The organism is Fischerella muscicola PCC 7414 (assembly GCF_000317205.1).
GTDB lineage: Bacteria > Cyanobacteriota > Cyanobacteriia > Cyanobacteriales > Nostocaceae > Fischerella > Fischerella muscicola.
Genome location: NZ_AJLK01000162.1, coordinates 14,920 through 33,536 on the forward strand (window position 1 = coordinate 14,920; position 18,617 = coordinate 33,536).

Here is an 18,617-nt window from a genome sequence, read left to right on the forward strand (position 1 = left end):
CCCGACTTTTTAAAAAAGTCGGGGATCTTGCAGCCCATAAAAATTAATGGGACAGACCACTAGGAACAGGAAATTAGGAATTAAAGAAAATAAATATTATTTCTCCCTAACTCGATCCCTAATCACCTATCCCCTATTCCCAATTCAGGATATTCTATATACTTTGGTTTTTTGATTATTCTCAACTTGTGATTAAGAACGATATTTGGATTTCTCAAATGGCTCAAAAGGCTATGATTCACCCCTTTGAGCCAAGTCTGATTCGAGAAATTAAAGATTCAGATGCTCCACACTTACGCCGTGTTATCAGCTATGGTTTGTCTTCTTACGGGTATGATATACGGCTTTCTCCTGTTGAGTTCCGAATTTTTCGCCACATTCCTGGAACTGTTGTTGATCCCAAAAACTTTAATCCTCACAATTTGGAACCAACACCACTGCATACAGATTCCAATGGCAGTTACTTCATCTTACCTGCACACTCCTATGGTTTGGGGGTTGCTTTGGAAAGGTTGGAAGTGCCAGACAATATTACAGTGATTTGTATAGGTAAAAGCACTTATGCAAGATGTTTTAGAGGAGATACTCGTGTAGCTCTAGTTGATGGTACATCTCCAACGTTAGAGGAAATGGCTGAACGCTCTGAAAATGGAGAAAAATTTTGGGGGTATAGTATTGGTCAACATGGAAGAATAATAGTCACTCTACTAGAAAATCCGAGATATATCGGTCGAGATTCTTTATTAGAAGTGACTTTAGACAATAACGAATCAATATTTTGTACACCCGATCATCTTTTTATGACTAGAGATGGTCGAATGGTTGAGGCTCATAATCTCAGACCACAAGATTCTTTAATGCCTCTTTACCGTCAAATTGCTCGTGGTTATGAGATGGTGTATCAACCGCTTAACGGTCATCTTTACCCGACTCATCGATTGAGTGATGAGTGGAATTTATATTACGAAATTTACGAGGACACTCCTAATACTCACCGCCATCATGTTGACTTTAATCGTTTGAATAATAATCCCTGGAATATTGCCAGGATGGATGCTTCAGCACACATTCGACTACATAACCAGGAAAACTATGGTGATGAGTTTGATCATGATGCACAGGTCGAATCTATTAGAGAAGCTATTGCCAGACTCAAACAAAATGTTGAATGGAATGCTTGCGATCGCTCTGTGTTTAGGCGATTTCCAGAAGTTATACAAGCGTTTACAGGTATATCACAAAGTCATCCTCTTAAAAACCACAAGGTTATATCTGTGAAAGAAATACCTGGTATTCATGATGTTTATTGTCTAACCGTACCTGAAGCAGGTAATTTTGCCTTAGAAGCAGGAGTTTTTGTGCATAATTGTGGCATAATCGCAAATCTAACTCCTGCGGAGGCTGCATGGCGCGGTCATTTAACTTTAGAATTTTCTAATTCTTCTAGTGCTGACTGTCGGATTTATGCTAATGAAGGCGTTGTGCAATTACTATTTTTAGAAGGCGAACCCTGCGCTATTAGTTATGAAGCACGCCAGGGTAAATATCAGGATCAGCAAGAAAAAGTGACTCTTGCTAAAGTCTAGTTTTGAAGGTGTGTTAACGTAACACACCTTATAACTTATTTATGAAAGTAAATATTAAGTAGTGGACTGACACGACTAAAATAATGCGTATTTATTTTGTGGGTTGGGTTGAGTTTTCCAGACCCAACATTATTAAGATAAGTTGGGTTTCCTTGCGTCAAACGCCACTTGCTACAACTGTTGGAACCCCCCGCAGTGGCTTCCTAACCTATTCTTAATGCACTATTTTATACCTAAGAGTGTTTTAACAAGGAACGCCTGAGAATTAAGATCGCTTTCTCAAGAGACGGCTACTTTCTCAATGAAAGTTGCTGAATATCGATTCTCAAAACAAGAACTGTGTAGGATGCACTACACTTAATTAAGAAAGATTCAGTGCAATTCCTTTTATTGTCAGGTGCAAACCTTTTTTGTCTCTAGATTGAATCAAAATATATTCTGTAGGCAAGAAGCACACAACTGGCTAAATTGTTATAAGAAAAGTTTAAAGGAGAGTAACTAACCTCAAAAATCTTAATAAGAGGATAATCTTCTCCTGCTGTAGATAAACACCGCTCAAGTTATTAAGATTCCTTGTGCAATCTCAAAAACCCGAAAAACTTGATTTTAATAGCGAATACCCTTGTCCCTGCCGTCGTCGGGGACGATTAGTTCCGATTACCCTTACAGAAGCATTTGGATGCGATCGCTGTCAGCAAATCTTTGTAGTGGAAGATAATGGTTTTGTCCTAGAACAGCTTTCTACTACCTATCCTTACAAACGCGCTTGGCGCTGGACAGGTTCAAGCTGGCAAGTTGTCCATCCGCGTTTAGGAGAAAGCTATCTGCCGGTAGCGCTTGGCATTATTTTCGTGCTAGTGATTATATGGTTGCCATTAGCACTGCGATTGGCAAGTGGTTCAAGTATAATCGCTTGGGCAATGGTGGCAGTACTATTGGCAATTTTACCCGCACTGATGGTCTGGCTTACCTACAGACGTTGATTCAATGACAGTGGATGCTTTTGATGATAGCCCCGAAGCAATCTCCAGCACTAAACGTGCCTATGCTGCTTCTTTAAAGTTAGGAATTACCAAAGGGACAGATCGTAGTCGCGCCGTCTTGGCGATGGCAGAGGCGATCAAACGTTCTTTTGATGACATTCTAGAAGCTAATACTTTGGATCTAGAGGCTAGTCGGGAAATGGCCATACCAGATTTGATTTTGGATTGGCTAAAGCTAACACCAAAACGTCTGGAAGCAACTGTAGAGATTTTGCAACGACTAGGAGAATTGTCAGATCCACTGCGGCGAGTGCGTAGTGCTGACTACCAACTGGAAGACTCTCAGACTTACACACAGCTAATGCCTTTGGGTGTGATCGCATTTATTTATGAAGCGTTTCCAGAGTTAGGTGCGATCGCTGCGGGTTTATGCATCAAAACGGGTAATTGTTTGATTCTTAAAGGTGGTACAGAAGCTAGCCACTCTAACGCAGTGATCGCTGATGCTTTACAAGCTGGTATCGCTGATGCTGGTTTACCCCCTGGTTGTATAGAATTGATCCAGACTGAACATGGTGCTTCAATTCGTGATTTGGTCAGTCAAGATAATTACTTAAACTTAGTCATTCCCTACGGACGCGCAAGTTTGGTACAGCAAGTGGTGCGGCACTCTACAGCACCAGTGCTGAGATCCGCAATGGGTAATTGTTACCTTTATTGGTCACTCAATGGCAGCTTAGAAATGGTGCGCTGGATGATTGTGGATAGCCATTGTAGCGAACCAGATCCGGTGAATGCGATCGAAAAAGTTTTGATTCATCGGCAAGCGATGCCATCATCTTTAATTACCCTGTGGAACAGCTTGCAAGAAAAAGGCTTTGAAATAAGAGGAGACGCGGAATTAGTAGAAGCCTTTGGGCAGCTACAACTAGCTAAAGATGGGGAATGGGGAAGTGCTTATTTAAACAAAACAATAGCTTTTAAACTAGTAGATAGTTTAGAGGCAGCGATCGCCTGGATTAATCAGTACAGCAGTGGTCACGCCGACTGCATCGTCACAGAATCTTATCAAGAAAGTCGGCAATTTGCTTTAGGAGTCAACAGCGCCTCTAGTTACATCAATGCTTCGCCCCGTTTTACCCGTAACCCTGCACGGGGAGATGGCGTATTTCTGGGTATGTCCAACCAGAAAGGTCATCGACGTGGCTTTATCAGCTTAGAAAGCCTGACTACAGTCAAACATATTGTGCAGGGAAACGGAAGGTTTTAGAAAAGAATGGGGTGATGGGGTGATGGGGTGATGGGGTGTAGTATTTTCTCCCCATCTCCCCAACTCCCTATCTCCCCACCATCCTATTTATTGTCTGCCAACTTCACATTCGTGGCTAGACCAAGTGCTTGTAGGAACTTAACAGTCATCCAAGTCATATCAATTTCCCACCATTGCAGTCCGTGACGGGCTGAATACTGAAAAGCATGGTGGTTATTATGCCAACCTTCACCGTAAGTTAATAAAGCAACCCACCAACAATTTGTTGAGCGATCGCCTGATTCATAAGTACGATAACCAAATTTATGGGTAGCACTATTAACCAACCAGGTGCAATGCCATACGAAGACTAGGCGAACAAAAACTCCCCAGATTACAAAAGGCCAGCCACCCAGCAAAAACAGTACTACACCTAGAGCTACTTGGAGCCAAATTAAATTATTTTGGAAAAACTGATAAACTGGGTCATCGCCGATATCTTTTGTAAAGCGAGGTACTTCTGGCTGAAGTGGTGAATGATAAAACATCCAACCCATGTGGCTCCACCAGAAACCTTTGTTGGAATCATGGGGATCTAACTCCTTATCTGAGTACAAATGATGCATCCGATGCATACCGACCCATTCTATTGGGCCTCCTTCGCAGGAAAGGGTTCCGCACAAAACAAGGAAGTATTCTAGCCACTTAGGGGTTTGAAAACTACGGTGGGTGACGAGGCGGTGATAGCCCAGAGTAATACCTAAGCCACCTGTTACCCAATGGAGAAACAAGCACACACCAACTGCTTTCCAGCTAAAGAAAGCGGGAAACAGGGCAAGCAACGCAGCAGCGTGCAAAACACTTAAGAATGTAATGTGTACTAAATGGCTTCGGGATTTTGTTGATGTAGCAATTGTCATGCAGTAACCTGAATAGGAATTGTTCAGCCTAGTCTGCGCGATCCGTAAATCCGCATATTATGTTTTTTTGTGAATGAGGAACTAATGAACAGCTTGGAACAGCTGCGGCAAGCAGAACAGGCACTGATACAGATTTTTTCTGGAATTGACGCTCAGGTCAAGAGAAATCTTTACAGAGTGTTAAGTGCTTTTCGCCATCATCGAGTAGGCGCTCACCATTTTGCAGGTGTCACAGGCTACGGTCATGATGACTTAGGGCGAGAAACTTTAGACAAAGTCTTTGCCGAAGTTATGGGCGCAGAGGCGGCGGCTGTGCGAGTGCAGTTTGTATCTGGAACTCACGCGATCGCTTGTGCCCTATTTGGTGTCCTCCGTCCTGGCGACGAGATGCTCTCAGTAGCTGGCGCTCCTTATGATACATTAGAAGAAGTAATAGGTTTACGGGGTCATGGTCAAGGCTCCCTTATAGATTTTGGCATTCGCTATCGCCAATTGAATCTTACCCCAGAAGGAACAGTGGATTGGCAAGCATTAAGCCGATCGGTGGAGGATAACACTACTTTAGTTCTAATTCAGCGTTCTTGTGGGTATTCTTGGCGTCCTAGTCTGTCAATTGCCGATATTGAAAAAATTATTAATTTAGTCAAGCAGCAAAATCCCAACACGATTTGTTTTGTTGATAATTGCTACGGCGAATTTATCGAAACCAGTGAACCTACCCACGTAGGCGCTGATTTAATGGCAGGTTCCTTGATTAAAAACCCTGGTGGAACCATTGTCACTGCTGGTGGTTACGTTGCCGGTCGCGCGGATTTGGTAGAAGCGGCTGCGTGTCGGCTGACTGCCCCTGGTATTGGTAGTTACGGCGGTGCGACCTTTGATCAAAATCGTTTGCTCTTCCAAGGCTTATTTCTCGCACCTCAGATGGTAGGAGAAGCCATGAAAGGTACGCACCTTACAGGTTATATTTTTGACAAGCTTGGTTATCCAGTTAATCCCGCACCTCTTGCTCCCCGGCGTGATGTGATCCAGGCAATTAAACTCGGTTCTGCCGAGAAGCTAATTGCCTTTTGTAAAGCGATACAACAAAATTCACCCATTGGTTCTTATCTAGACCCCATTCCTGATCAAATGCCAGGTTACGAAAGCAAAGTCGTCATGGCTGGCGGGACATTTATTGAGGGTAGCACATTAGAGTTCTCGGCTGACGGGCCATTACGAGAACCGTATGTAGTTTACTGCCAAGGCGGCACCCATTGGACTCATGTAGCGATCGCTTTAGAAGCCGCAATTGAGGCGGTAGGAGTAGCAAACTAAGTCAATTGTCCATTGTCAAAAATAGGGTGCATTGTCCAGCAATAATTTAACGTGAGTTTTGCCACGATATCGCCCGCAAGTAAACTGCGGGCTAATAGCCAAAACCCATCGAAGTGGGTTAAAAGGCAATACGGTTCAGTTAAGGATTTTTCGTCATAATTTTGGACATGTAGAAACGTTGCACTGTAACGTCTCTACATGTCACTCTTCCTTTGCGTTCTCTCTGTTGAAAAGCTTTGAGCCTCGCTATCGCGTAGACGCCTGTAGGGCGGCTTCTCGTTAGAGTGGAGCTTACGCTAACGCCCCAAGCCCTAGCACCCTACGGGAAGCCGCAAAGCGTCTACAAACTTTTCGCTGCGTCCTGGTGCGGTTTTTTACCCAACCCCTCAGAATTGAGGCGATGAACTAGTAGACTTGGGCTATTGCAATTAGTGCAATAAATCCCTATTTTACTTAATTCAAGTTTAATTCTTACAATAAAGTAAGAAATTATGTTTATTGTAAGGAAAAAATATGTCTATTGCCACAATTACTAGTAAAGGTCAGACAACTATCCCTAAGGAAATCCGCGAGAAACTGAACTTACGTCCAGGCGATCGCATTAGTTTCTTTATTGAAGCTGACGGTAGAGTATATATTCAACCATTGAATGTTCATGTTGAAGACTTATCTGGTGTTCTCTACAAGCCAGGAAGAAAGGCTGTATCTGTTGAACAGATGAATGAAGCAATTGAACAGTGTGGTGGTAGCTTGTGAGCAAGGGGCTGGATACAAATGTTATTGTTCGTTATCTTGTACGGGATGATTTGGAACAATGGAAACTAGCAGATGAATATATTAAACAGGTTAAGGCAAGCGGTGAAACTTGTTTTATCAACAACATTGTTTTATGTGAACTTGTCTGGGTACTAAAAACTTCTTACAAACTTAGTCGTATTGAAATTACCGACGTTATCGAGAAAATACTGAAAACAGATGCTTTTGATTTTGAAAACAGAGAAGCCGCTTTGTGGTCATTACAGCAGATGAAAAAAGGAAAAGCAGATTTCTCTGATTATCTAATTGGAAAGTTAAACGAACAAGCGGGATGCAGTGAAACCGTTACATTTGATGCAAAGTTGCAAGGAACTCAGGGAATTCGTTTACTTTGACCGAAGAAAGGCAGAAGGCAGACGGCAGAAGGCAGAAGGAATAAAGATTTTCATCGGTGGTGCTGTACTAAAAATTCATGACCCACTAATAATATTTATCAAAGTCACATTAATCTCATTAATGAGGCTCAAACACTCATTGACGAGCTTCTAATAGTTGACGACGAGTCTCAAACACTCGACGACGAGTCTCAAACACTCGACGACGAGTCTCAAATACTCGACGACGAGGCTCAAACACTCGACGACGAGGCTCAAACACTCGACGACGAGGCTCAAACGCTCATCGACGAGGCTCAAACACTCGCCGACGAGTCTCAAACACTCAACGACGAGTCTCAAACACTCAAAAAAGAAGTTCTAATACTCATTCACCAAGCTTCTATTCCACCTTTCCCCATCCTCTCATCGGCACGCCTCATTAGGCACATCAGGATGGCTAGCAAAGTAATCTCTCAGCCAATCGCACCCCCGCGCCAGCAGTTCATCTAAACCCTCAACCGGACGCAACTGCACAGTATTATCTACAACAACCGTTATTAACTTACCATCTGGGTTAAGCACTCCGTCTCTACCCTGATATTCAGCCAACTGCTGCCAATCATCCCCTACCTGCGTCCATAAGCGGACAGCACCTTCACTTGATGCAGTCGCAATAGTTTTGCCATCTGGGCTAAACACTACGTTGTTGACCTCATCGTTATGCTTGAGGATGGCAATTTGTAGCCCTTGGAGATTCCACAATTTGGCTGTGTCGTCAATTGATGCAGTCGCCACAGTCTTGCCATCCGGGCTAAACACTACATTTCTGACCGAACCGTTATGCTTGAGGGTGGCAATTTGTAGCCCTTGGAGATTCCACAATTTGGCTGTGTCGTCAATTGATGCAGTCGCCACAGTCTTGCCATCCGGGCTAAATACCACGTCGTAGACCGAACCGTTTGCTTGAGAGTGGCAATTTGTAGCCCTTGGAGATTCCACAACTTAGCTGTGCCGTCAGCTGATGCAGTCGCCACAGTCTTGCCATCCGGGCTAAATACCACGTTGTTGACCGAATCATTATGCCTCAACTGATTTTTCTCTCGGATATTTTCGAGAGTAGTTTGCAAAGCTAATAGGGGGCTGACAGTTGGATATTCTGTCAATGAGCGATTATCTTTGACTATTTGTTTTAGGTCTTTTGCTGGTTCTATAGCCTCAATTAAATTTTCCAACCCAGGAAACTGAGATGATCGCAACAAACGCGCAGATGATTGTTCCAAGCGTGTAACAGTTTGCGCTGTTCTAAATTGTTGCCAACCAAATCCAGCCAATGCTAAAGAAATAACTGCGGCAGTTGTAGTCCCCAATAAAATCCGCCTCGCCTTCTTTTGGGCATTTGCTAATACCTGATTCGCTTCCCTTTCTGTCTCTAAAGCCTTTTCCGCCTGTTGTCGCGCCTGTGCCAAAAGTTGATTTGCTTCCTGTTCTGCTACCAAAGCGCGTTGAACTTCCCGCTTATCAAATTCCTGACTAGCAGATAAATACTGATAATCCACACTACTCAAGTTCTTGCCACTTGCCCACTGTAAAGCTTCTTGCAAAGCTTGTCCCCGCAATAAACGCGATTCATCTTCACACTCAGAAGCCATCCAAGCATTAATTTCACTGGCATAAGGGCGGAGTTTTGCTAATTGTTGCTCACACCATTGTTGATTAAATACTTCTTGATAAATGCGGTTATAAATTAACAGTTTGCCACCACGTTTTACAGCCAACCCTGTTAACCGCAACTCTGTTTGTTCCGGGCTATTATCACTTGCAATCTCTCCCTGTTGTAGAATCTGTTGAGCCAAAGCCAATAATTGCCCAGTCCGCTGTTCACTACTCCGCAACAGCCGATCGCGAATAGTCCGCAAATGCTCCGGTTCATCGTGCATTTCCCAATTTTCAATAATCCGCTGACGCACCAAACGTTCCACAAAAGACGAAGCAGACAAAATTTCCCCCGTGTCTCCCCTGTCCTCCTTGTCCTCCTCATCCCCAATCCCCAATCCCCGATTTCCTACCAACTTACAAACCTTCTGCGTCAAAAACGGCTGTCCACCTGTCCACTCCAACACGGCTTGCATTAATTCTTGTGGATCACCTACTGCTGCAAGTCCCCTTGCCAATGGCTGCGCTTCTTCAAGTTGAAACCCTGTTAAATCAATTGCCCTACCAATATTAAATGGTGTCCTTCGCTTATCCCCTATTAAATCGGAAGGCGTACAAACTCCAATTAATGCAAACGTTAAACGCTTGTATGCTGGTTGGTCAGCACGACGGTTGTAACAGTCGCGAATCACAGCAAAAAAATCATCTAAATTGAATTGAATGCTGAGAATGCTATCTATTTCATCAATAAAAATAATAATTTTGTCAGTAATTCTCGCAAGTAAAACTGTTTCGAGACTAGGTAAATTATTGTAATCAATAATACGAAGAATTAATAGAAACACTCAGGTGATTAAGAAAAAAGCAAAGTAAGATATGAAACCGTTATTGGAGTAGCGATCGCTCTTTGTTATTCCAAAACTAGATATTAGCGTTGATTGGTAAGCACTAAACTTAAGCAACAGAAAAAAACTTAGTCACTTTCATCACAAGGGCAGTAATTATGGGTTTGAAAGATTACGGTGTATTAAAGTGTCAGGCGCTCGCTGGCAAGATGGAACTCGACGATGATTCTCCACACTATCAAGTACATGCCAACGATGGTAAATTTGACTATCGCTTGGCAATCAACGTTCGGTCAGTTCAGCAACCCTATGATTTGTTGTATTTAATCGATAGTAATTTTGAACACTACATTACTGAAAAGCTGAAAAAATTAGACTTTGGGTTTAACAAAATTGAAGTTTCTCAAAGACAAGCCGGAGGAATTGCCCTGGATTACATCCGGGGCAATTTATTTAAAGTCAATGAGATGAAAGCTTTGCCTTACAGTCTTCCTGGAGAAAATAACGACCTCAACGAGTTTATTGACTCATACATCCAAAGAGCAATTGAAACGAAAGCTGATATCTACGTTTTTGGTGAACCCTGGGGGCCAGAAGATAAGCCTGATAAAATATTTGGTTTCAAACCAGGTAGAGGTGTTCATGACATACACATGAACCAAGGTAGCAGTGGTAGGTTTCAAAAGGATAATGGGGTTTACCAAGATGGAGCGTTATTAATTCACTATAAATCTAGTCCTCAAGAGTATTGGGTTGCTGCCTTTTTTGCATTCCAATCTCAGTCCTTCCATACAGATGACAAAACTGGTAATCCCATCGATCAGAATGTAGGAACTGAACCAGAAATACCAGACACCCCAGCAGTGAAGCCACAGGTAAGAATTATTGCCGCCCTACTTAATCCTAGTGGAGAAGATTTCGGCAAAGAATCAATCACTTTAATTAACTCTTCACCGCAAAAAGTAGATTTAACAGGTTGGGCGATCGTCAACCAACTCAAACAAAAAGTCAGTTTAGATGGATTCAAAATTGAACCTGGTGGAGTTGTGCAAGTGCCTTTGAGTGGAAAAGATGTTCAGTTTTCCAACAAGGGTGGAACTATATCTCTTCTCAATCAAGAAGGTATTAAAGTTGATGGTGTTTCCTACACGAAGAAAGATACTCAAGAGGAAGGGTGGACGACAGTATTTTAATGTTGGTTGTTGGTGGTTGATTGTTGATTGTTGGTGGTTGATTGTTGATTGTTGGTGGTTGATTGTTGGTTGTTGGTTGTTGGTGGTTGATTGTTGGTGGTTGATTGTTGGTTGTTGGTGGTTGATTGTTGGTTGTTGGTTGTTGATTGTTGGTTGTTGGTTGTTGATTGTTGATTGTTGGTTGTTGGTTGGAACAAACAATATACACCCAACAACAAACAACAAACACCTAACTACTAAATGTTGGTGGTTGATTGTTGGTTGTTGGTTGGAACAAACACCCAACAACTAACAACCAACAACTAACAACTAACTAATTAATAACTTGCAATACCACCAGCGTCATATCATCGGTGTTCTGTTTTTCAGCACCGATGAATTGTTGCACTCGCTCAAATAAGTAATCTAGTATTTCCTCTGGGCCATTACAATATCTACAAGCAAGGCTGAATTCACGAACGAGGTTTTCTTCGTCAAAGCGATCGCCACTAGCGGCTGCGGCATCAGTCAAGCCATCTGTATAGTAAATAATTGTATCTCCTGGCTCTAACCGTGCTTGACCATCTTCGTATTGGCTATTAGCATCCAAACCAATTAACATCCCCAGAGTATCCAAACGCGTCACTGTTTTCGTACTAGCGTGCCACCACATGGGAGGGTTATGTGCTGCGTTACTATAGGATAACAACTTGGTTTTCGGGTCATATTCTGAATAAAACAACGTCACGAAGCGGTTAGAATTTTCTAAATCCGCATACATGACTCGATTTAAGTTTTGCAAAATCTGTGCTGGGGTGTTACTATGCAGCACCTCACCCCGTAGCATTCCCCGCATCATAGTCATAATTAGACCTGCGGGGACTCCTTTTCCCATCACATCACCAATCACCAAAGCCCAACGACTAGATTCCGCAGTTTCTCTGGCATTGGGCGGCAAAATTAAGTTGTGATTGGTAGGAACAAAGTCGTAGTAGTCTCCACCGACACGATTCGCTGGTTTACAGCGTGCAGCCAGAACTACTCCCGGAATACTAGGACATTGACGTGGCAATAATCGCCGTTGAATTTCAGCACCAATTTCTAATTCTTGATCTAAGCGTTCTTTTTTCCTTAGTTCTACAGCCAGTTCATCGTTTTCAATCGCGACTGCCGTTTGGTCTGCCACTAATCTAACTAACTTTTGTCTGGTTTCTGTCCATCCATAGTCAGGATCGCGGCTCAAAACATAAAGCCATCCCCTTTCTACGTGCTTGACTAGAATTGCCGTACCAAAGATTTGGACATCCGGCCCCAAGTGGTAATGCATCTGGGCATCTAAAATACTGGTGGTGGTTGCTAGCCCAGATACATTTTGCTGATATGTAATTTGACTACTTACTGTCTCTAATGCTTTACGGATATTTTTTCTTTGGCGACTGTCCTGCCAGTGTAGCTGTTCTAGCCTAACTTGACCATTTGGTTTGTAGAGAAACAGGGCGCTGCCGTCTGCGTCTGTTACTCTTGTTGCCATTAGCGGGATTAACTCCAAAAACTGGTTTAAGTTATTGAAGCTTCTGAGGGCAAATCCTAAAGAACTTAGCAAATCTTGGATTTTGTTTTGCTCCCGGTGCAGCCTTGCCACAAGTTCTTTCAGCGCCACAACTGGAGTAACATCTGTTGTGGCACTACTATTACTGTCGGTAGGTTCAGAAGGCAGTTTAGGCACAGGCACAGGTATTATTTAACTTCAATAAGCAGATTTGAGACTACTAATAAATGAACTAGCTTCAGAATCGCTAAACCATATTTAGATAAGATTTGTCAGTTTAGCAAGAGTAGAAAGACGTAAGTGTAAATTTTAGAAGTATTTCATTTTCTATTTGATTTCTTTATCAAGTGTCAGTATTTCAAGGGATGTTTTTTAGTTTAAAACCGATCTATTAATAGCAGCCATTTTTACTAAGTATTAGAAGGTACTAAATTTTTTCATAACTTTATGAATAAGTCATATACCTTAAGATATAAAAAGCTATCGAGAAATAGATATAGATTTTTAGATATCACAATTAACACTGTGGGGTGAAATACATAGGGGGTCTTAACCATGTTGACATCATGCAAGTCAATATGCTTTCTATGTTCTTTCATACACGAATAGAAGTTACAAAGAAGACTTACGGAAAAATCATAACTCAAAGATTTTTCACCTCTACATTAAAAATGATGTTTTTACGCAGTTATTAGATTGACATTTTTTAAACTACCTCGAGAGAATATTATTTGGCAAGCCAACAATCAGCCATGATGAAAGCAGGATTAACTGCTTTTTCCATCGACTTAGATTAATTAACTATTTTGCAGCAACATTTTACAACCCTTTTGAGAGTTGTTCAAAGAAAGTAATTAAGTTGCAATTCTAGCAGAGGTTTTTCAGTCGTTATCAAAAAGTTGTTAGTGGTTAGTTGTTGGTTGTTGATTGTCTGCAATACCCAATCCCCGATCCCCGATCCTCAACCTACTAGCCACTCAAAAGCGCTTCCACAAACTCATAGCTAGAAAAAGGACGTAGGTCTTCAATACCTTCACCAGCGCCGATAAAGCGAATTGGTAAACCCAGCTGCTGCACTACAGCTAAAGCTACACCTCCTTTAGCGGTGCTATCCAATTTCGTCAGGACTACACCTGTGAGTTCTGCCGCTTCTGAGAAAACTTCAGCTTGACGCAATCCATTCTGACCTAAAGTTGCATCTAATACCAGCAATGACTCTATTTTGGCATTGGGTGCTTTTTTATTAATAATCCGACGGATTTTGTTGAGTTCTTCCATTAAGTTTTTCTTATTTTGCAGCCTACCTGCGGTGTCGACCAGAAGTAATTCGGTTTGCCGTGCTATTGCTGCATCGATCGCATCAAAGACAACAGCCGCTGGATCAGTATTCTTGCCAGGATTGGCAATTACTTCTACACCACTGCGATCGCCCCAAACTTTCACCTGTTGTACAGCAGCAGCACGGAAAGTATCAGCTGCTCCAATCAAGCATTTATAGCCAGATTTTTGTGCCAAGTGAGCAATTTTACCGATAGTGGTAGTTTTACCAGCTCCATTTACCCCTGTGATTAACCAAATATTAAAAGCATCTTTTTCTGGCGCGAAAAAGTGCTTTTGGGATTTTTCAAGCGGTCGCTCCAGCATATCGCGGAGAATTTGTTTGAGGTAGGCGATCGCCTGTTCTGGTGGCAAAGCTTCTTCGCGCAGTTTGTTCTGCAAGGCGGTGATAATATAATCTGTTGCTTCCACACCCACATCTGCCTGCAACAACAATGCCTCAATTTCGGCTACCCCGGCTTGATTCAGTGGCCCTTGACCAACAATTGCCTTGAGTTGGTTAACAATATTACGACGAGTTTTACTTAAACCCTGCCGTAGCCTTTTAAGCCAGGTAATTTCTTCAATTGAAACATCTTCCGCCCGCCTACCCTGTGCTGCTAGTACTTCTGCTGACCATAAAAATCCTTCATCAAAATCTAGTTCTGGTATAGCTTCGGCTGTTTGTAGAACCTCAGTCGCATCTTCAACTGGTTTTACTTCTTCCGGTTCTGTGACTTCGATCGCAGTTGCGATTAAACGTTCTTGTTTTGCTTGCCGTTCTGCGGCTGCCTTTGCTAGTAAAGATAAACCAGCAGGTTCTTCTTGTGGTGATGTTACTGCTTCAGTTGATGTATTTTCTAAGTTTTCTTCTGAGGTAACAACAGGTGTTTGGGGAGTCGTTTCTGTTGGTGCTTCTGGTGCTGTAACTTCAGTGACTTCAGCTACAGTTTCGACATTTTCTGTGGGTAATGTTTCTGGTGTAGTTTCAGATGTCGTCTCAGGTACAGTCTCAGTTGTTTCCTCGCTAGTTGGAGTTTCTACTGACTGAGATTGTTGCTTTTGTTGAATATTTTTATAAGCAGCTTTCGCGAAAGCAAGTAAATCTGTTGCCACAGCTTGTTCTGTTTCTGTTGTTGGTGCTGTGGCTGATTCTGTAGGAGATGGTGTTGAGACAGGAGTTTCTGCCTGTTTTTCTGGGGATGAAGTATCAGAAGAATCAGTATGTTGACGACGAAACCAATTAAAAGCCATATTTTAGTTAGTAGTTGGTGGTTGGTGGTGAGTCAGCGCGCAGAAGGGGGGTCCTCCCCCAATCCCCACTCCCTGTCGGTCGTGGGGGCCGGTGAGTCCCCCATGAGCGACTGACGAACCCGAAGGGTTGGTGGTTGTTGTACCAGACGTGCCATGGCACGTCTGTACAGTAGTTAGTAGTTATTAGTTAGTAATTAATGGTAATTCTTTGACTCCCCCCACTCCTCACACCCTCTTCCTAAATTTTGAATTGTTTTCTCCCCATCTCCCCCTAATCCCCACTCCCTTGGGGGAGTGGGGGCCCCGAGTTCCCCACCTCCCGATCTCCCCACCTCCTCTAAACAGGCTGTTTTTGCTGCTGTGTGACTCTGCGGAGAACTCCGTTAATAAACCGATGACCTTCATCTCCACTGTAGCGTTTGGCTAATTCCACAGCTTCATCAATTGCTACACTGTTGGGGACTCCCAAATATAGTATTTCTGCTACAGCAATTCGTAAAATATCACGGTCAATTTGAGCCAGACGAGTCACTTGCCAATCTACTAGCGCTACATTGATTTGCTGGTCTATATTTTTGCGTTCTTCGTCGATTGTTCTGACTATTTCAATGGCGTATCTGCTAACTTCTTTATCTTGGTTTGCTAACTGAATTAATTCTGGAAACTCAACAGCTGCACTTAACTGGTTAATTGCTGTTTGAGTAGAAGTTATTGCCTCTTTAACCATCGTTCTGGCTACATTGAGGTCACTAGCGCGAGTTTCGCTACTGAGGAGGCGATCATTACTGCGTTGTAGTTCGGCGACAGCATTATCCAAAGTATCTTGCACTTCTGAGCGCAGGGTGCGCACTGCTGCTAGTACCAATTTTGGTAGTTGGTCTTCAGTTAATTTTTTGGGATTGCCTGGCAATTGAGAAAGGCTCAGAAGTGCCAATTCGCGGGCAATTTGACGAGGTTTCCTGGGTTGCATATTAATTTAAGTAAGAATGTATGAGGAGTATGGGTCAGGTGAATATCAACGGAGTTAACAGTATATCAGTAGTGTTTACTTGTTAATTTACATTAATCAATTTTAAGTATCTTCGACAGGAAAAACCTGCCGTTTTGCTTCTAGAGGTGATACTTCTACTTTACGGTCTTTGGTAATAATGACGGGAGGTAGGGGAGTGTTAGGTGAGACAATGCCGCCAGAAACAATAATTTTGAAGGCGTCTTCTATCGACATCGATAGGTTGACTACCTCATCTTCAGGAACTACCGCATACCAACCAGTGGTAGGATTGGGTGTTGTGGGAATAAAAATACTGAGCATAGGACGAGACATATTCGCTTGGATATCGTTGCTGACAACACCAGTAACGAAAGCGATCGCCCAAATTCCCTGACGAGGATACTCTACCAATATTACACGGCGAAATTTACCATTTGTATCTTTGAGTATTGTCTCTAAAAGTTGCTTGAGGGTTTTGTATACCTGCCCAGCCAGGGGTATTGCCTGTAAAAATCGCTCACCAAAGTCTAGTAACCACCGCCCTACAATGTTCCTAGCCATCAAGCCAATTAGGAGAATACTTAGTAATGGCACCATTAGCCCCACTAATAAATCTAGTAGATTTACTAAGATGGGGTGCATTCCATCAAAGGGATTTAACTGCTTGGGAATGCGGGTGAGAAAGTTAATGACCCAACTAGCAATGGTAATCGTCAGCCAAATGGTAGTTGCTAGAGGAATCACTACCAACAAACCAGCAATCAGGTCATTTTTTAAGTCCTGCTTCCAGCGATCGATTACCAAACCTTGATTCTCCTTTTTTAAGCTTGGGGAATTTCTGTTATCAATATTCATAACAGCAGTTTTAACAAATAGCTAAGACAGACCTCGACATTGAAAAGTCGTAATTTGCTGTCAAATACAGCAAACAGTTAGCTAAGGAACAAATATTTTTCTAGCTTGATGAAAATATTCAGCAACAGAAGCCAGAAGCTCACATATTGCTTTACTGTCTCCTCACCTCTAAACCCAATTTTCATCGGTTGATTGAGTTTGCAGTTCCTTATAGCAACACAAAGCATGTAGACTTATACCCAATACAGTTGGGTTAAAGGTTAAAGGAGAAAATGCTTATTTTTCTCCCTTTGTCCTTTCCCCCTTAACCAAAGGTTATTAGACTTGTACCAACCTTGATAAAGGTTGGATAATCTCAAGAGAGCATTAATTTACTTTTGAAAACTTGTAAACGATTGTTGCAAGTTTTTGGGGTATTTCTAATACTACCGCGTGCAATCCCAAGCTGGTTATTATTCTATAAGTATTTATTAGATGGCGTTTTAATCAACCTCTTGAGCAAGCTAGTCTGACAACATCAGTGTGGACGATTCTAAAAAATTTCTTTCCAGAATATTAAATTATATTAACTATCTTAACAGTAAGAGTATGAGGGTGTGAGGTCTAGAGGTAAAACTAGCCCCAAGGGAAAAAGATACAAGCCCACGCACGCCACTTAACGCTAGTTGCTGATGGCAAGAACCTCACTCGTTTATACTGGGCAAAGAGTCTACCGTAGTGGCTTCTCAATTTATTTTGATCATATTTCCCCAAAACCCCTACACCTTCACACCCCTACACCCTTTTTTTTGACTGTTGTTACTTTTTTGTCAGGTGATTGTGCATCTAGGTTTGATATAGGCATATGCTTCATTTCCCAAATTTTGAGCAAGATAAGATACTCATAGAAAGTTTGCAAAGAACACCATGCCAAGCCAGCACGTCCATCCAGACATCCACCTAAGAGAAAATACATATATATAAAACGTAGCAAGGGTCGAGCTGGTAGACGCAAAGACAAATCTTTGAGGGCACGCCGGCGTTCAACTTCTGACTGACCAAAGAATAAATCCCACCAGCGGATTTCTCCATTTTCTAGTTGATGCAGGGTTTCTTTAGCTTCATCAGTGGAGTAACGGTTGTGCTTTTCAACCCAACGACTCAAGCCTTTGCTACAAGTGTAGTGGGGGTAGGTTTGTTTTAAAAAGCTTGTTGCCCCATCACAAACTTCTCTTTCTGTATGACCATAATCTGTAAACCAAACCTTACCGTGACGGAAAAGCCGCAGTTGGTAACGAGGATACTGAGTACTGCGGCGAATCCAGGTATCCATAAACATTACGCGTTCGGCAACGTAGTAACCAATGTAACTTGGATTTTGCAGTGCTTGGTTGCATTCCGCGAATAGTTCTGGCGTCATGCGTTCATCAGCTTCTAGAATATACACCCATTCATAGTTTGGAGGTATATTTTCTAACATCCAAGTGCGTTGACGACCGTGGCTTTCAAAGGCATGTTGAACAACACGAACAGGGTAACTACTGGCAATTTCTACAGTGCGATCGCTACTGCATGAGTCTACAACAATAATGTCATCTGATAGCATTGCTGACTCAATACAAGCCGCAATATCTAGTTCTTCGTTATAAGTCAATATATAGATTGAGAACATTGGAAATTGTTAAGTCAATTGTCAATAGTCAATTGTCAATAGTCATTGGTCATTTGTCATTGGTCATTATATTATTCTCCTCACACTCCCCCCACTCCTCACACTCCTCATACCCTCTTCCTAAATTTTGAATTTTGAATTG

At 42.4% G+C, this 18,617-nt stretch carries 16 protein-coding genes and 2 pseudogenes; 7 read left to right on the forward strand and 11 right to left on the reverse strand.

The genetic code is table 11. The annotated features are described in order from the left end of the window. The first annotated feature begins 218 nt into the window (after positions 1–218). The 3 genes from UYI_RS40280 (at position 219) to UYI_RS0125645 (ending at position 3,839) form a co-directional block, all read left to right on the forward strand. The gene (locus UYI_RS40280; RefSeq protein WP_016869545.1) at positions 219–1,586 is read left to right on the forward strand and encodes a dCTP deaminase domain-containing protein; all 1,368 of its coding nucleotides are present in this window, start codon (positions 219–221) and stop codon (positions 1,584–1,586) included. 575 nt (positions 1,587–2,161) lie between these two features. Beyond that, a complete protein-coding gene (locus tag UYI_RS0125640) occupies positions 2,162–2,569 on the forward strand; it encodes a hypothetical protein (protein ID WP_009458157.1) in 408 nt (135 codons plus the stop codon). Between the two features lie 4 nt (positions 2,570–2,573). Continuing rightward, positions 2,574–3,839, forward strand: a complete 1,266-nt coding sequence (locus tag UYI_RS0125645) for a glutamate-5-semialdehyde dehydrogenase (RefSeq protein ID WP_016869546.1) — start codon at positions 2,574–2,576, stop codon at positions 3,837–3,839. An 83-nt stretch (positions 3,840–3,922) separates the two neighbouring features. Here the strand turns inward: UYI_RS0125645 and UYI_RS0125650 are convergent, their stop codons facing one another. Beyond that, positions 3,923–4,738 (reverse strand): acyl-CoA desaturase, encoded by an 816-nt coding sequence (locus UYI_RS0125650; RefSeq protein ID WP_016869547.1) that lies wholly within the window; start codon positions 4,736–4,738, stop codon positions 3,923–3,925. Between the two features lie 84 nt (positions 4,739–4,822). Between UYI_RS0125650 and UYI_RS0125655 the strand changes: the two genes are divergently transcribed. The 3 genes from UYI_RS0125655 to UYI_RS0125665 all read left to right on the forward strand — a co-directional run bounded on the left by UYI_RS0125655 (position 4,823) and on the right by UYI_RS0125665 (position 7,206). Next, a complete protein-coding gene (locus UYI_RS0125655) occupies positions 4,823–6,055 on the forward strand; it encodes a methionine gamma-lyase family protein (RefSeq protein WP_016869548.1) in 1,233 nt (410 codons plus the stop codon). A 513-nt stretch (positions 6,056–6,568) separates the two neighbouring features. Then, a complete protein-coding gene (locus tag UYI_RS0125660; RefSeq protein WP_016869549.1) occupies positions 6,569–6,811 on the forward strand; it encodes an AbrB/MazE/SpoVT family DNA-binding domain-containing protein in 243 nt (80 codons plus the stop codon). Then, positions 6,808–7,206: a PIN domain-containing protein gene (locus UYI_RS0125665; RefSeq protein ID WP_016869550.1), complete on the forward strand. Its 399-nt coding sequence runs from the start codon at positions 6,808–6,810 to the stop codon at positions 7,204–7,206. The genes UYI_RS0125660 and UYI_RS0125665 overlap by 4 nt, the downstream gene beginning before the upstream one ends. 136 nt (positions 7,207–7,342) lie before the next feature. Here UYI_RS0125665 and UYI_RS39820 read toward each other — a convergent pair whose 3' ends face one another. From UYI_RS39820 to UYI_RS33435, 4 genes and pseudogenes are all read right to left on the reverse strand, one after another. Continuing rightward, positions 7,343–7,468 (reverse strand): hypothetical protein, encoded by a 126-nt coding sequence (locus tag UYI_RS39820; protein WP_268742328.1) that lies wholly within the window; start codon positions 7,466–7,468, stop codon positions 7,343–7,345. Between the two features lie 143 nt (positions 7,469–7,611). Next, entirely contained in the window at positions 7,612–8,103 is a 492-nt protein-coding gene (locus UYI_RS34245; RefSeq protein WP_167325079.1) for a WD40 repeat domain-containing protein, read from the reverse strand. Further along, positions 8,104–8,187 (reverse strand): annotated as a pseudogene (locus tag UYI_RS40285) (hypothetical protein); the annotation flags it as partial. 35 nt (positions 8,188–8,222) lie between these two features. After that, positions 8,223–9,686: pseudogene (locus UYI_RS33435) on the reverse strand (AAA-like domain-containing protein); the annotation flags it as partial. A gap of 158 nt (positions 9,687–9,844) precedes the next feature. On the opposite strand from UYI_RS33435, the gene UYI_RS0125675 reads away from it, so the two are divergent. Beyond that, on the forward strand, positions 9,845–10,879 hold the full coding sequence (locus UYI_RS0125675) for a DUF2278 family protein (protein WP_016869552.1): 1,035 nt from the start codon (positions 9,845–9,847) through the stop codon (positions 10,877–10,879). Here UYI_RS0125675 and UYI_RS37210 read toward each other — a convergent pair. From UYI_RS37210 to UYI_RS0125710, 6 genes are all read right to left on the reverse strand, one after another. Next, on the reverse strand, positions 10,876–11,076 hold the full coding sequence (locus UYI_RS37210) for a hypothetical protein (protein WP_157226393.1): 201 nt from the start codon (positions 11,074–11,076) through the stop codon (positions 10,876–10,878). The two genes, UYI_RS0125675 and UYI_RS37210, sit on opposite strands and share 4 nt — an antisense overlap. A gap of 116 nt (positions 11,077–11,192) precedes the next feature. Next, positions 11,193–12,590 carry a PP2C family protein-serine/threonine phosphatase gene (locus tag UYI_RS0125685; RefSeq protein ID WP_016869554.1) on the reverse strand — a complete coding sequence of 466 codons (1,398 nt, stop codon included), beginning with the start codon at positions 12,588–12,590 and terminating at the stop codon, positions 11,193–11,195. 786 nt (positions 12,591–13,376) lie between these two features. Continuing rightward, a complete protein-coding gene (ftsY, locus tag UYI_RS0125690) occupies positions 13,377–14,978 on the reverse strand; it encodes a signal recognition particle-docking protein FtsY (protein WP_016869555.1) in 1,602 nt (533 codons plus the stop codon). A gap of 337 nt (positions 14,979–15,315) precedes the next feature. Beyond that, positions 15,316–15,948, reverse strand: a complete 633-nt coding sequence (nusB, locus tag UYI_RS0125700; protein WP_016869557.1) for a transcription antitermination factor NusB — start codon at positions 15,946–15,948, stop codon at positions 15,316–15,318. Positions 15,949–16,050: 102 nt separating this feature from the next. After that, positions 16,051–16,824, reverse strand: a complete 774-nt coding sequence (locus UYI_RS0125705; RefSeq protein ID WP_016869558.1) for a DUF502 domain-containing protein — start codon at positions 16,822–16,824, stop codon at positions 16,051–16,053. A gap of 766 nt (positions 16,825–17,590) precedes the next feature. Next, on the reverse strand, positions 17,591–18,475 hold the full coding sequence (locus tag UYI_RS0125710) for a glycosyltransferase family 2 protein (protein WP_016869559.1): 885 nt from the start codon (positions 18,473–18,475) through the stop codon (positions 17,591–17,593). Between the last annotated feature and the right edge of the window lie 142 nt (positions 18,476–18,617).

Coding starts and splice junctions, on each gene's coding strand:
- UYI_RS0125650 (WP_016869547.1), bottom strand. CDS start 4,738: ATGACAATTGCTACATCAACAAAATCCCGAAGCCATTTAGTACACATT.
- nusB (WP_016869557.1), bottom strand. CDS start 15,948: ATGCAACCCAGGAAACCTCGTCAAATTGCCCGCGAATTGGCACTTCTG.
- UYI_RS0125645 (WP_016869546.1), top strand. CDS start 2,574: ATGACAGTGGATGCTTTTGATGATAGCCCCGAAGCAATCTCCAGCACT.
- UYI_RS0125660 (WP_016869549.1), top strand. CDS start 6,569: ATGTCTATTGCCACAATTACTAGTAAAGGTCAGACAACTATCCCTAAG.
- ftsY (WP_016869555.1), bottom strand. CDS start 14,978: ATGGCTTTTAATTGGTTTCGTCGTCAACATACTGATTCTTCTGATACT.
- UYI_RS0125705 (WP_016869558.1), bottom strand. CDS start 16,824: ATGAATATTGATAACAGAAATTCCCCAAGCTTAAAAAAGGAGAATCAA.
- UYI_RS0125675 (WP_016869552.1), top strand. CDS start 9,845: ATGGGTTTGAAAGATTACGGTGTATTAAAGTGTCAGGCGCTCGCTGGC.
- UYI_RS0125655 (WP_016869548.1), top strand. CDS start 4,823: ATGAACAGCTTGGAACAGCTGCGGCAAGCAGAACAGGCACTGATACAG.
- UYI_RS40280 (WP_016869545.1), top strand. CDS start 219: ATGGCTCAAAAGGCTATGATTCACCCCTTTGAGCCAAGTCTGATTCGA.
- UYI_RS0125710 (WP_016869559.1), bottom strand. CDS start 18,475: ATGTTCTCAATCTATATATTGACTTATAACGAAGAACTAGATATTGCG.